Origin of the sequence: Neobacillus sp. FSL H8-0543 (assembly GCF_038592905.1) — a bacterium.
GTDB lineage: Bacteria > Bacillota > Bacilli > Bacillales > Cytobacillaceae > Neobacillus.
In genome coordinates this window covers 4,185,595-4,200,847 of sequence record NZ_CP151943.1, presented here as the reverse complement: position 1 = coordinate 4,200,847, position 15,253 = coordinate 4,185,595, and the positions used below count along the sequence as shown (strand labels likewise).

The 15,253-nt window shown below is 38.2% G+C and carries 11 protein-coding genes; all 11 read right to left on the bottom strand.

The genetic code is table 11. The features are described from left to right. Positions 1–108 precede the first annotated feature (108 nt). Positions 109–4,431: a PolC-type DNA polymerase III gene (locus tag NSS81_RS21130; RefSeq protein ID WP_342434102.1), complete on the bottom strand. Its 4,323-nt coding sequence runs from the start codon at positions 4,429–4,431 to the stop codon at positions 109–111. A 406-nt stretch (positions 4,432–4,837) separates the two neighbouring features. Further along, positions 4,838–6,541 carry a proline--tRNA ligase gene (locus NSS81_RS21125; protein WP_342430595.1) on the bottom strand — a complete coding sequence of 568 codons (1,704 nt, stop codon included), beginning with the start codon at positions 6,539–6,541 and terminating at the stop codon, positions 4,838–4,840. Between the two features lie 113 nt (positions 6,542–6,654). Continuing rightward, a complete protein-coding gene (rseP, locus tag NSS81_RS21120; protein WP_342430594.1) occupies positions 6,655–7,914 on the bottom strand; it encodes an RIP metalloprotease RseP in 1,260 nt (419 codons plus the stop codon). A 15-nt stretch (positions 7,915–7,929) separates the two neighbouring features. Next, positions 7,930–9,072: a 1-deoxy-D-xylulose-5-phosphate reductoisomerase gene (gene dxr / locus NSS81_RS21115; RefSeq protein ID WP_342430593.1), complete on the bottom strand. Its 1,143-nt coding sequence runs from the start codon at positions 9,070–9,072 to the stop codon at positions 7,930–7,932. Between the two features lie 90 nt (positions 9,073–9,162). Beyond that, complete coding sequence (locus NSS81_RS21110; protein ID WP_342430592.1) at positions 9,163–9,951, bottom strand: phosphatidate cytidylyltransferase; 789 nt, start codon at positions 9,949–9,951, stop codon at positions 9,163–9,165. 68 nt (positions 9,952–10,019) lie between these two features. Beyond that, complete coding sequence (locus NSS81_RS21105) at positions 10,020–10,799, bottom strand: isoprenyl transferase (protein ID WP_342430591.1); 780 nt, start codon at positions 10,797–10,799, stop codon at positions 10,020–10,022. A gap of 248 nt (positions 10,800–11,047) precedes the next feature. Beyond that, complete coding sequence (frr, locus tag NSS81_RS21100) at positions 11,048–11,605, bottom strand: ribosome recycling factor (protein ID WP_342430590.1); 558 nt, start codon at positions 11,603–11,605, stop codon at positions 11,048–11,050. Further along, a complete protein-coding gene (pyrH, locus tag NSS81_RS21095; protein WP_342430589.1) occupies positions 11,605–12,330 on the bottom strand; it encodes a UMP kinase in 726 nt (241 codons plus the stop codon). Before pyrH ends, frr begins: the two co-directional genes overlap by 1 nt. A gap of 122 nt (positions 12,331–12,452) precedes the next feature. Then, positions 12,453–13,334, bottom strand: a complete 882-nt coding sequence (gene tsf / locus NSS81_RS21090) for a translation elongation factor Ts (RefSeq protein ID WP_342430588.1) — start codon at positions 13,332–13,334, stop codon at positions 12,453–12,455. A 144-nt stretch (positions 13,335–13,478) separates the two neighbouring features. Then, positions 13,479–14,186: a 30S ribosomal protein S2 gene (gene rpsB, locus NSS81_RS21085; protein ID WP_342430587.1), complete on the bottom strand. Its 708-nt coding sequence runs from the start codon at positions 14,184–14,186 to the stop codon at positions 13,479–13,481. 228 nt (positions 14,187–14,414) lie between these two features. After that, positions 14,415–15,194 (bottom strand): GTP-sensing pleiotropic transcriptional regulator CodY, encoded by a 780-nt coding sequence (gene codY, locus NSS81_RS21080; protein ID WP_342430586.1) that lies wholly within the window; start codon positions 15,192–15,194, stop codon positions 14,415–14,417. Between the last annotated feature and the right edge of the window lie 59 nt (positions 15,195–15,253).

Here is a 15,253-nt window from a genome sequence, read left to right as displayed (position 1 = left end):
TTTCCCCACTCTTAGACACGAGAGTATTTCTTAGTATTTCCAATAAAACTATACCATAACCAATTTTGTTATGCAAACGCAATAGCTATACGACAAGGTTTTTACTATTTAGAAAAGCGATAGCTGGTTTTGCTCTGGAAGTGAACCGAGGCAGCCTTGTTTGTCTAAAAATTCTAGGATTGTCTTTGAGACTTTACCGCGTTGTTGTAAGTCTTCTTTTGATAAAAACTCCCCGTCTTTTCTAGATCTCACAATATTAATTGCCGCGTTAGTTCCCAGACCCGGTATAGAATTAAACGGAGGTATTAATGTATTACCCTCGATAATAAATTCTGCTGCATCGGATTTGTATAAATCGATATTCTGAAAACTAAATCCTCTTTCAGTCATTTCAAGTGCAAGCTCAAGAACTGTCAGCAAGTTCTTCTCCTTGTTTGATGCTTCAAGTCCCTTAGCGTTTATTTCCTCTATTTTTGCTCTAATTGCTTCAGATCCGCGCGCCATTGCTTCAATATCGAAGTCCTCGGCACGTACAGTAAAATAGGCTGCATAATATAAAAGTGGAAGATGGACTTTAAAATAGGCAATCCTAACAGCCATTAGAACATACGCGGCCGCGTGAGCCTTAGGGAACATGTATTTAATCTTTTTACAGGAATCGATGTACCATTCAGGTACTTCATTTTTACGCATTTCTACTTCCATTTCTTCTGATAATCCTTTACCTTTACGAACGGATTCCATAATTTTAAACGCAAAAGAAGGATCCAGCCCCTGGTAAATTAGATAGACCATAATATCGTCACGACAGCCAATAACCTCACTTAAAGTACATGTCCGGTTATGAATGAGCTCCTGTGCATTGCCAAGCCAAACGTCAGTACCATGTGATAAACCCGAGATTTGAACTAGCTCCGAAAAAGTAGTTGGTTTCGTATCTTCGAGCATTTGACGAACAAATCTTGTACCGAATTCTGGAATTCCAAGTGTTCCTGTCTTACACATGATTTGTTGTTCGGTTACTCCTAACGATTCAGTTCCACTAAAGATTTTCATTACTTCAGGGTCGTCCGTCGGAATTGTTTTGGGATCCATTCCACTTAGATCTTGGAGCATTCGAATGACTGTAGGATCATCATGGCCGAGTATATCCAGCTTCAATACATTGTCATGGATAGAATGGAAATCAAAGTGCGTTGTCTTCCATTCAGAATTTTTATCGTCGGCAGGAAATTGAATTGGTGAAAAATCATATACATCCATATAATCAGGAATAACGATAATTCCGCCTGGATGCTGCCCCGTAGTTCTTTTAACCCCAGTACACCCAGACGCTAGCCGTTCAATTTCTGCATTACGTAATTGCAGGTTATTATCCTGTTGATACGCCTTTACGTAACCAAAGGCGGTTTTATCCGCTACTGTTCCAATTGTCCCCGCACGGAATACTTTATCCTCACCGAAAAGAACCTTTGTATAGTTATGTGCCCGGGGCTGATATTCTCCTGAAAAATTCAAATCGATATCGGGTACCTTATCACCTTTAAAGCCCAGGAACGTTTCGAAAGGAATATCATGACCGTCTTTACGGTATTTGGCTCCACATTGCGGACAATCCTTATCAGGCAAGTCGAAACCAGATCCTACCGAACCATCATTAAAGAACTCAGAATGCTTACAGCTTGGACACACATAATGCGGAGGTAGAGGATTTACTTCGGTAATTTCTGTCATCGTAGCAACTAAGGAAGAACCTACCGATCCACGTGAACCAACAAGATAGCCATCATCTAAGGACTTTTTTACCAGTTTGTGAGAAATCAAATAAATAACTGCAAATCCATGACCGATAATACTTTTTAATTCCTTTTCGAGCCTTGCCTCAACGATTTCAGGGAGTGTTTCACCATAAATTCTTTTAGCCATGTTATAGCTCATTTCGCGCATTTCTTCCTCGGCGCCTTCTATCTTTGGTGTATATAAATCATCTTTAATTGGTTTAATTACGTCTACCATATCTGCAACTTTATTTGTGTTAGTAACAACAATTTCCTTCGCCTTTTCTGCACCTAGAAAGGAAAAGGCATCTAGCATCTCATTTGTTGTTCTGAAATGAACATCAGGAAGTTCATGACGATTAAGAGGGTTTGCCCCTCCTTGAGAATTAACTAATATTTTCCGGTAAATTTTGTCGTTTTCATTAAGGTAATGAACATTACCAGTAGCAACTACAGGGAGATCTAGCTTATCCCCCAGCTTCACAATATTACCAATAATATCTTCAAGCGCTTTTTCATCGCGCACAAGTTCCATTTCAAGTAAGGGAGCATAAACCGCTTTTGGCATCACCTCAAGATAGTCATAAAATCTTGCTGCCTTCTCCACTTCTTCTGGAGATTTCTGCATCATCCCTTCAAACACTTCACCTTTGTTACAGCCAGAGCCCACGAGCAGTCCTTCTCTGTATTTTTGGAGAACTGATCTAGGAATCCTCGGGACTCTATAAAAATACTCAATTTGTGAGATAGATACGAGCTTGAATAAATTCTTTAAACCCGCCTCCGTTTGGGCTAGAACCGTACAATGAAATGGCCGAGCCCGCTTATAGGCATCTCCCTTACCCATGTGATCATTAAATTGATTATGGAATTCGATTCCTTTTTCAAGCGCATCTTTTAGCATTTTCAACAGCAAATACCCAGTAGCTTCGGCATCATAAATGGCTCGATGATGCTGAGTTAATTCAATATCAAATTTTTTCGTTAAAGTATTTAATCGATGATTTTTCATTTCGGGATAAAGAAATCTTCCGAGTTCTAATGTATCGATAACTGGATTTTTAGCTTTTTCATAACCGATTTTTTTATAGCCGACATTAAGGAAACCCATATCAAATGAAGCATTATGAGCGACTAGGATCGCATTATCTGTCCAGTCATAGAACCGCTTCAGGACGTCTTCAATTTCCGGGGCATTTTGTACCATATCATCGGTTATACCTGTTAGGTTAATCGTTGTCGCAGAAAGACGATGATGCGGATTGGCGAATGATTCAAAGCGATCAATTATTTCACCATCCTTCAGCTTGACAGCGGCAAGCTCGATGATTTTATCATATACCGCTGATAGTCCCGTTGTTTCTACGTCAAAAACAACATAGGTATCTTCTGCTAACAAACGTTTGGAGTCGTTATAAGTAATTGGAACGCCATCATCAACTAAATTAACCTCCACACCATAAAGAATTTTTATATCATTCTTTTTTCCCGCACCAAAGGCCTCTGGGAAGGATTGTGCAATGGCGTGATCGGTCACTGCAATCGCTTTGTGACCCCATTTTTTCGCTTGTGAAACGAGTGCAGCAACCGGAGATACCGCATCCATTTGACTCATTGGTGTGTGAAGATGCAGCTCTACCCGCTTTTCATTCTCAGGTGCTGTGTCTTTACGGCCAGGGGCTTTTAGTTCATTAATATCATTACCTATCATCACCAAGTCACGGACAAATGTGTCGTTTTGGATGCTGCCTCTTACTTTTACCCACATACCCTTTTTAACATGCTGGTAGAGGGCTGCATCCTCTTTATCGCGTGAAAACATTTTTACCATAAGAGAGCTGGTGTAATCAGTAATTTTAAAGGTTAATAATGTGCGTCCACTTCTTAATTCTCTTGTTTCTGCGTCAAAGATATAACCTTCCACCGTAACTCGTCTTTCTTCATCGACGATATCAATCATGCTGCGGAAGTCCTGGTCCCCTTTAATAGTAAGACCGATTGAGAGTGGCCCTTGAAGAATATCACCGGATTGGCTTTTTTCAGTTTCTTTCTTTTGTAAATCGGCCATGGCCTGAAACCCGCGTTCTTGATCTTCTTTTTGTTTTGCTAGTAAGAACTGATTATATTCGTCACTTTTTTCTGTACTTTGGATTTCAGTTTCCAACGTTAAACTTGGAAAACCGTATGATTGGTAAATATCAGTAATAATAGAAGCATATTTCCTTTTAAGAGCTAGCCCCTCTGTCTCATTACGAACTGATACCGTTAACTTATGCCCATTAACCTCCGGAACTTGTTCATTCAGTACCTTAAGCAGCGGGGGAGATATACCATCGATTTGCTGGATACAATGGCTCCAATATTCTAAAAGTAATTCTTTATGAAAGTTTGGTTCTACCACTTGAATATCGTATGAAATACTGGCTATTGTTGAGAACTTTCTTTCTAACTGCGTTGTAAATCGAAGAAAAATATTAAAAGGAAGAATCTTTTCTAGCAGAAATTGAAAATGCCATTTTCGCGCTTTCTTTTCAACAATAAATTTTTCAATTTGCGCATTTGGAAATTGTGCTACTACAGCGTCCTCTATCAATTCTAGTTGCTGGAGCAAGAGTAAGAATCGCTCTTTTTTGCCATTGGCATGTTCGCTCATCATTCCCTCTCCCATCTATAAATAATCTATTTTATAAGTTTCATTTCAAAGAGTAATTATAACATATGATACAAAATCATTCGGCTTAATTCGACAGATAAATATAACCAAAAAAAAAAAATAAAAAAGGGTTCTCAATTGGAACCCTTTTTACAATAGGATTGTTAAATGAACTGTTGATTGAAGCTCCATTCACTTCGCCTTCCGCGGGCAGTCCGGGAGCCTCCTCGTCGCTTCGCTCCTGCGGGGTCTCCCGTGACTTGCTCTTCCCGCAGGACATTGAATAGGCTTCCTTGAATTTCCACCGCACGAAGGTAATGCGGTAGCATTTTCGAGGAGTTATTCGTCCCTTCCGCTCCAATCAACAGGGTTTGCAAATCAATAATGAGCATTAATACCATTTATATTATAAACTTTTTAGTAATTCGGTTACTATTTCTATTAGTTCATCTTTATGAGCTTCGATTGTTTCTCCGGTTTTGCGAATTTTTATTTCTACTATTTCTTCTGCTGATCTTTTACCAACTGTAATACGAATTGGTAGGCCAATTAATTCTGAATCAGCAAATTTCACACCTGGTCTTTCTTGGCGATCATCAAATAGAACTTCGAAACGATTTGCTTGTAATTCTTTATATAGTGTTTCAGAAAGTATTGACTGATTTTCATCTTTCATATTAACAGCTACAAGATGGAGATGATATGGGGCAAGATTTGCCGGCCAAATAAGGCCTTTCTCATCATTAAATTGTTCGGCAACAGCTGCAACGGTCCTTGATACACCAATCCCGTAACATCCCATGATCATTGATTGTGACCTTCCGTTTGCATCTAAATAGGAAGCATTCATCGCCTCGCTATAACGGGTTCCAAGCTTGAAAACATGACCAACTTCAATTCCCTTAGCAAAAAGAATCGTACCCTCTCCATCTGGTGAAGGGTCACCCTCCTGGATAAAACGTAAATCAGCAAACTGACTAACAGAAAAATCTCGGCTCGGATTGACATTTACAAAATGATAATGATCTTCATTTGCACCGCAAACACCGTTTACAATCGCCTTTACCGCATGATCCGCAACAACTTCTACGTTTTGTACACCAATTGGGCCTAAGGAGCCTACCGGGCATGATAGCAGCGCCTGCGTTTCTTCCAGTCCTGCTAATTCAACCATAGTTGCAGCAAATAGGTTTTTCACCTTAATATCGTTTACCTCGTGATCACCCCGAACTAAAACAAGGACATATTTTTCATCCACTTTAAAAAGTAGCGACTTAACACATTTATCTGCACCGACTTGAAGATAGGAAGTAATGTCAGAAATTGTTTTTTGATTCCTTGTTTCAACTTTTTGCAATTCATTATGTTCTTCCTCGCTTTTTGGATAATCAGCGATTACAGGTGCCATCTCGATATTAGCTGCATAATTAGAGGTATCTGAATAGGCAATGGTATCTTCTCCTACATCAGATAACACCATAAATTCATGCGTATCCTTCCCACCCATTGCTCCAGAATCAGCAATAACTGCTCTGAAGTCCAATCCACAGCGCGTAAAAATATTCGTATAGGCTTCAAATAATTTTTGATAAATTTCATCAAGACTCTCTTGAGTTGAATGAAAAGAATAAGCATCCTTCATAATAAACTCACGGCCACGTAATAAACCAAAGCGCGGACGTTTTTCATCACGAAATTTTGTCTGTATTTGGTATAAGGTTAACGGTAGTCTTTTATAGGATTTCACTTCATCACGAACAAGGCTTGTTATCACTTCCTCATGTGTCGCCCCGAGCGCAAATTCACGCTCATGTCTGTCTTTTAACCTCATTAATTCCGGACCATATGTATACCATCGACCAGATTCTTGCCACAATTCTGCCTGCTGAAGAGCCGGCATTAATATTTCAGCTGCACCTGCAGAATCCATCTCTTCTCTAACAATTGCTTCGACTTTTTGAAGAACACGCTTTCCTAATGGCATAAAACTGTATACTCCACTTGCATTTTGCCTAATATATCCCGCTTTTAGTAATAGTTGATGGCTTCTGATATCTGCATCTGCAGGGGTTTCACGTAGAGTGGGAATAAGTGTATGGCTTTGCTTCATCTATTGCACCTCATTTGCTTCATCTATGTTTTGATTATTCATAAGTAGACCCCCGTTAAAATAACAGGGGTGTTTTAAACTATTCTTCAATTCTAATCTTAAGTCACTTAAAATTACAAGAAAAATCTTTGAATGTCGTTCCACGTGACCACCAGCATAAGCAGCATTAGTAACGCAAATCCAATAAAGTGGACCATCCCTTCTTTATGGCGGTCAATCGGCTTTCCTCTGACAGCCTCAACTGCAAAGAACATCAGCCTTCCACCGTCAAGTGCCGGTATCGGTAAAAGATTCATAATTCCAAGGTTAATACTTAGGATTCCAGCCCATTTCATTAAATAATAAATTCCTGATTTCGCTACTGTTGCTGTAGACTCGTATATTCCAACTGGCCCAGATAACATATCGATAGAGAATTGACCAGTTACCAATTGTCCAAGCATCATAAAGATTTGCTTTGTCCAAAAATAAGTTTCCGTAAATCCAGTAGTAATAGCTTTTAGAGGTGATTTTTCAATTGGACTATAGACACCTATTATACCAATCTTATCACCTTCAACCGTTTGTTCTTTTGGTGTTACAACAATTTCTTTCTCCTCACCATTTCTGCTGATTGAAAAGTCTAGGTTTTCATTTGGATTTTCTCTGATAATTTCAACTACATCAGACCAACTCGAAATTTCTGCTCCATTAATACTGTGAACAATATCCCCTTTTAAAAGACCAGCAGCATTGGCCGCACCATCCGCGGTTATTTCCCCTAATTTTGGTTCATTTGTTGGTATTCCCTGCAACAATGCAATAATAACAAATACAATGAATGCCAAGACAAAGTTCATCATCGGACCAGCAAAAATTGCCATGGTTCTCTGGGCAAGTGTTTTTGAAGCAAATTGTCGATTATATGGTGCAATTTGTGATTCTAGTCCATTTTCAATGGTGACTGCCGTCTTACTTACTCTAAAGGTTTGCAAGCTTTCTTCTTCGTCCTCAGGATAGCCTTTAATCACTAATTCATGTTCGATATCAGCATGTTCAACTTCAATCACCCTACAATTTGGATACTTTTCTTTATTATTCAAAATTATTTTATCAACTTTATTATTGCTATCAAACATTAGACCAATTCGATATCCAGGTTTAATTTCAACCGTTTCTGGATCTTCACCAGCCATACGGACAAATCCGCCTATCGGTAACAGCCTAATTGTATAAATTGTTTCCCCAAACTTATGCGAAAACACCTTTGGTCCCATTCCAATCGCGAACTCGCGACATAAAATCCCCGCTCTTTTTGCAAAAATCAAATGACCTAATTCATGAAAGATAACTAAGGCACCAAAGATTACTATAAAGGCAATAACTGTACTCATGTAAAAACCACCTTTTTATTGAAGTGAATATACGTACTGTCTTGTTTCTTTGTCTACCTCTTGAATAGTTGAAAGACTAGGATTTGCAATTAATTGATGAGCACTTAAAGCCCGCTCAATCAATTCTTCAATCTGCAGGAATTGAATCTTTCCCTCCAAAAATGCAGCAACCGCCACTTCATTTGCCGCATTCAAAACAGTTGGCATGGTTCCGCCCATTCTCCCTGCCTCATATGCAAGATGGAGACAGCGAAACCGTTCCATATCCATTTCCTGAAAATGCAGCCTGCCAATTTGTGCTAAATCTAATCTATTAGCGGAAGCCATGGCCAAGCGATCAGGATAGGAAAGGGCAAATTGGATAGGTACTCTCATGTCTGGTGTTCCGAGTTGAGCTATAATGCTGCTGTCATGAAATTCAACCATTGAATGGATAATACTCTCTTTATGTAGCAGAACATTTATTTTTTCATATGGCATTTTGAAAAGCCAATGGGCTTCGATGACCTCAAGTCCTTTATTCATCATCGTTGCAGAATCAATCGTAATCTTTGCTCCCATCGACCAATTGGGATGGTTTAATGCTTCTTTGACGGTTACACCTTCTAAATCCTTACGGGTACGATCGCGAAAACTTCCGCCAGATGCGGTTAGTATCAACCTTTCAATATTTTTTTCGCGTTCGCCTTGTAAACATTGAAAAATTGCCGAATGTTCACTGTCGACAGGAAGTAATTCCACACCCTTTTTTTCGGCTGCTTCCATTACAAGATGCCCAGCAGTGACTAGTGTTTCTTTATTAGCTATTGCGATAATTTTACCACTTTCTATTGCTTGAAGTGTAGGCATAAGTCCTACGCTTCCAAGGACAGCATTAACAAGGATTGTCGATTTATGATAGACTGCTACTTCAATCAATCCTTCGTTCCCAAAGGTAAATTTAACAGCAGGAAATTCCGACTTTAATGTATTACAGTCATGGTAATCTTGTACACAGACAAGCTCTGGATTAAATTCTGTAATCATTTTTCTTGCCAACTTCATATTTCTACCAACAGAAAATGCTACAACTTTGAATTCCACTGGATGTTCCCGTACTACCTCTAAAGTTTGGGTGCCAATTGAGCCTGTTGCTCCCAAAATACTAATCATTTTCAAAAACTTTCAACTCCTATTACGAAAAGCTGAAGCGGCTTGTTAAGGGAAAAATAGGTTCATTTTTCCAAGGACGCTTGCGCTAGACAATTTTTACCACAAATGGAAAAGGTTTAATAACGGCAGGACAAATAAAAGGCTATCAAAACGATCAAGGATACCTCCATGGCCTGGTAAAATATTCCCCGAGTCCTTGACATTGAAATGCCGTTTGAATGCAGATTGTACAAGGTCCCCTAGTTGTCCAAAAATCGAAAGGATAACTGTGATTGCCATTAAAGTTAGGACTGTGGCATTCATGTCAGCAAATAACCCAAAGAGAATAGCTACAATCAAGGCACAAACCACTCCGCCTAGGGAGCCTTCAACGGTTTTATTTGGGCTAATTTCCGGCCAAAGTTTTCGCTTGCCCGTTGCTTTACCAATAAAATATGCACCAGAATCGGTTGCCCAAATCATGAATAATGAGTAAAAAATATAAACTAAACCAGCATCACGAGTTTCAATAAAATAATAAAAGCCAATCCCAACATAGATTACTGAAAGAATCGTGAAACCCGCAGCTTCGAATGTAAAGCGATTTTTAGTTATTACTGTATACGTCAGTAATAAGAGGATTATTACGATACCAATCTCTATTTTTGTATAATTAAGGGTAATGAGTGCCTGTTCGTACCGCTCGGGCAAGAGAATGACCCACAATAATAAAACGGAGAGAAATCCATGAACAGTAAATATCCCCAGTTTTTTCATTTTTAATAGTTCATACAACCCCACGGTTGCAAGAAAGTATGTTAATAGTACAAAAGGAAGTCCACCAAAAAAAACAATAGGCAGAAATAATGCTGCAGCTATGACACCTGTAATAATTCTTTGTTTCATTTAAATATTCAACATCCTTTTCAAGAGAAAAACTATTAAGTAATCTTTTCTAAGCTAGTATAAAAATACTATACTCCTCCAAATCGACGTTGGCGGTTTTGAAATGCCTCAACTGCTTCGAGCAGATGTTGCTCTCCAAAATCAGGCCAGAGTACATCCGTAAACCAAAATTCAGAGTAAGCCAATTGCCAGAGCATAAAATTACTTAAGCGTATTTCCCCGCTTGTTCGAATCAATAGATCCGGATCTTTCAAATTTGAAGTCATAAGATACGAGGAGAAGAGTTCCTCGTTTATGTCACTTTCATTCAGTATGCCACTTTTGTAATCATTTAAGACTTGGACAGTTGCATCAATAATTTCAGCCCTGCTGCCATAATTTAATGCAAAGTTTAAAACAAGCCCATCGTTATTTTTTGTATCATCAATAGCTTTCTCGATTGCATTAAGTGTATGTATGGGAAGTTGGTCTTTATATCCGATCATTCTCACTTGAACGTTTTCCTCAATTAATTCTGGAAGAAAGGAACCTAGAAATTCCTCTGGCAATTTCATTAGATAGTCGACTTCGTTTTTCGGACGTTTCCAATTCTCTGTTGAAAAAGCGTATAATGTTAGAGCTTTTATGCCAAGCATATTCGATAACTTTGTTATTTTCCGAACAACTTTCATACCTTCATGATGTCCTGCAACCCTTGGCAAAGCCCTTTTTTTAGCCCACCGTCCATTGCCATCCATAATAATCGCAACATGTTCAGGAACCGGCATTTTTTTTATTTTTTCTATATTGTCTCGGAGTGTGGAAGAGTTATTATTTTGTTTCTTCCATAGCCTTATTTTATTAAACATGACATTGCTCCTCCAAATTAAGATAATCATTTCCTCCGATAATAGATCATGCCCACAGAGCTAGTATTGATAAATATGAATAACACTGATTTTACATGCTTTTATCATACCAAAAAAGAAAAAATTAATCTTCCTATAAATAACTTTATGTACTAGTCCAGTAATTAAGAATACTATATCTTCATCCTGCAAAATTAATTAAAGTCAAAGATAGTGAAAAAAACCCCCTATGCAGAGGGTTCTACTATTTAGACTTCTAAGATTTCTTTTTCTTTATCTTTAGTAATTTGATCAATTTTGCTAATATATTCATCGGTTAATTTTTGAATATCGTCTGAATAGCCGCGAAGTGCATCCTCGGTAATTTCACCATTTTTCTCAAGTTTTTTCAACTCATCATTACCGTCACGACGTATATTACGAACAGCAATTTTAGCTTCTTCTGACTCTTTCTTAACAAGTTTTACTAATTCTTTACGGCGTTCCTCCGTTAATTGAGGAATAGAAATTCTAATGATTGAACCATCATTAGATGGATTTAAGCCTAAATCAGATTTTAGAATCGCTTTTTCAATAGCACCTAGAATCGATTTATCGTAAGGCTGAATTACTAACAAGCGTGCTTCGGGTGTAGTAATAGATGCCATTTGATTTACAGGAGTAGGTGCACCATAATACTCTATGTTAATTCTATCTAAAAGAGAGGCACTTGCTCTTCCCGCACGAATGCTTGCAAGTTCCCGCGTATACGCTTGAATTCCTTTTGTCATTCTATCTTTTGTATTAGAAATCACCTGTTTAGGCATTAGTTTTTCCCCCTAACAATTGTTCCAATTTTTTCTCCTAAAACTGCACGTTTAATATTTCCCTGTTCCATAATCGAGAACACAATAAGCGGAATATCATTGTCCATACATAATGAAGAAGCGGTTGAGTCCATTACAGCCAATCCTTCTTTGATCACATCCAGGAAGGATAGGACCTCGTATTTTGTAGCGTTTGGATCAAGACGGGGATCTGCTGAATATACTCCATCCACATTGTTTTTCGCCATTAAGATTACTTCAGCATCTATTTCTGCTGCTCTCAATGCCGCAGTTGTATCAGTTGAGAAATATGGATTTCCAGTTCCAGCTGCGAAAATAACAACTCGCTTCTTTTCCAAATGTCTGATAGCGCGACGCCTAATATAGGGTTCAGCAACCTGGCGCATTTCAATCGACGTTTGAACACGTGATTCAATCCCTAGATGTTCTAAACTGTCCTGAAGTGCTAATGAATTCATTACCGTTGCAAGCATGCCCATATAATCAGCAGTTGCACGATCCATTCCCATTTCACTGCCAATCTTACCTCGCCAAATATTGCCTCCGCCAACAACGACAGCAACTTCGACACCAAGTTCAGCTATTTCCTTAACTTGAACAGCAATCGATTTAATAACAGATGGCTTAATTCCGAAGCTAGATTCTCCAGCAAGAGCTTCACCGCTTAATTTTAAGACTACTCGTTTGTACTTAGGACTGCTCATATGAACCTCCTTATGTATTTGGTTTGCCAATCAAGATTCTTTAAAAATAGGGAACACAACGTGTCCCCTATTCATAACTTATTTCTGAAAAATACATTCCACAGAAAAGTGGTCAATTTTAATTATTTTTTAACCTGATTCATTACTTCTTCAGCAAAGTTATCTTCGCGTTTTTCTATACCTTCACCAACTTCAAAACGTACGAATTCGCGAATGGTTGCTCCCTTAGATTCAACAAACTGACGAACCTTTTGATCAGGATTTTTTACAAAAGTTTGATCAAGAACACATACATCTTCAAAGTACTTACCAAGACGTCCCTCTACCATTTTTGCAACGATTTTTTCGGGTTTGCCTTCATTTAGAGCTTGTTGAGTTAATACTTCACGCTCGTGCTCTACTTCTTCTTGTGATACTTCATCACGAGAAACATATTTAGGTCTTAAAGCAGCGATGTGCATTGCAACATCTTTAGCTGCAGCAGAATCCGTTGTACCTTCAAAAACTGTTAGTACACCAATACGTCCGCCCATATGAAGGTATGCACCAAATGCATCATTATCAGTTTTGGACTTAATTTCAAAACGGCGGAGAGTAAGTTTTTCTCCGATTTTTGCGATTGCAGCATTTATAGTGTCAGCAACAGTTACGCCGCTTTCCATTTTTTGTGCAGAAGCTTCTTCAACTGTAGAAGGTTTGTTAGTTAAAAGATGATTAGCTAAATCCTTTACAAGGTTTTGGAAAGCTTCGTTTTTAGCAACGAAATCTGTTTCAGAGTTAACTTCAAGAATGACAGCGTCGTTTCCTTCAGTTAATACATAAGTTAATCCTTCTGCAGCAATACGATCACCTTTTTTAGCAGCTGAGGCAATTCCTTTTTCGCGTAGGAAATCAATCGCCTTTTCCATATCACCATCAGTTTCAGTTAATGCCTTTTTGCAGTCCAACATACCTGCACCTGTTTTTCCACGTAATTCTTTTACCATTTGAGCAGTAATTGTCATAATGATTCATCCTCCTTTTTTTGACTATGTACACCTATCTTAGCCAATGTCAGCTAAGATAAACATTCTTTCCTTTTCTTCAAAAAAAGGTGATAAAGGGTGCTCCACCTCTTATCACCTTTTCCATTTCGACACTACATTAATTTAAGCAGTTGGTTGTTCTTCTTCGACAACTTGTTTTCCTTCAAGGATTGCATCTGCCATTTTGCCAGTTAAAAGTTTAACCGCACGAATCGCGTCGTCATTCGCTGGAATAACTACATCGATCTCGTCTGGATCACAGTTTGTATCAACAATACCCACGATAGGAATGTTTAACTTTTTAGCTTCAGCCACTGCGATACGCTCTTTACGAGGGTCAATGATGAATAGTGCATCAGGAAGCTTCTTCATATCTTTGATACCGCCTAAGAATTTTTCAAGGCGATCAAGTTCTTTTGTTAAGATAACTACTTCTTTTTTAGGTAATACTTCGAACGTACCGTCTTCAGACATTCTTTCAATATCTTTTAAACGTGTAATACGCTTTTGAATTGTTTCGAAGTTTGTAAGTGTACCACCTAACCAGCGTTGGTTAACAAAGTACATACCAGAACGAGCTGCTTCTTCTTTAACAGAATCTTGAGCTTGTTTCTTAGTACCAACAAAAAGGACAGTTCCGCCGTTACCAGCAAGTTCCTTAACCCAATTGTAAGCTTCTTCTACCTTCTTAACTGTTTTTTGAAGGTCGATAATATAAATGCCGTTACGCTCTGTGAAGATGTATTTCTTCATTTTAGGGTTCCAACGGCGTGTTTGGTGTCCAAAGTGTACACCAGCTTCGAGCAATTGCTTCATTGAAATGACTGACATGATTTTTCCTCCTATGGTTTCGTTTTCCTCCGCCTGTCTCATTTTTAAACAAAAACTGTAAGATACAGCACCGTTTGTTTAAATCAACATGCGTGTGTATTAACACCATGAAATAATATAGCATAAGTCCAACTGACAAGCAAGTGATTCCATTCTTTTTTCTCATAAAAATCCCCTATCAATTTTTTTCGACAGGGGATGAATCTCCAAAAGTGGAGTTACTCGTTATTAGTTTGACTTTAATTTCTCAAGTTCAAGAAGAAATTTGTTATTTAATACTTTAATGTAAGTGCCTTTCATTCCAAGAGAACGGGATTCAATTACTCCAGCACTTTCCAACTTCCTTAAAGCATTTACAATGACGGAACGCGTGATACCCACACGGTCAGCAATTTTTGATGCAACTAGTAAGCCTTCATGTCCATTTAATTCTTCAAAGATGTGTTCAATTGCTTCAAGTTCACTGTATGACAATGAACTAATCGCCATTTGAACAACCGCCTTACTTCTTGCTTCTTCTTCAATTTCTTCTGATTTTTCACGTAAAATTTCCATGCCAACTACTGTCGCGCCATATTCAGCAAGAATTAAGTCATCATCGTGGAATTTTTCTTGTATTCTTGCAAGGATTAATGTTCCTAGGCGTTCTCCTCCGCCAATGATCGGAACAATTGTAGTTAAGCCTTCACGGAATAAATCTTTATTCTCTACCGGAAAAGCGGTATATGAACTTTCTACATCAATATTAGACGAGGTCTCACGAATACTGAATAAGCCATTAATATACTCTTCAGGAAATTGTCTGTCCTCTAACATTTTCTTCATACGGTCATTTTCAATCTGCTGGTTGATAGCAAAACCTAAAAGTTTTCCGCGACGACTTAGAACAAATACATTCGCCTCAATTACTTCGCTTAAAGTCTCTGACATCTCTTTAAAGTTTACTGGCTTTCCTGCTGCTTTTTGTAATAATACATTAATTCTTCTCGTTTTTGTAAGTAAATCCATCTGTTTCTTCCTCCTAATTAACTAAAACCATTATTAAATTTAGTACTATATTTCATTCT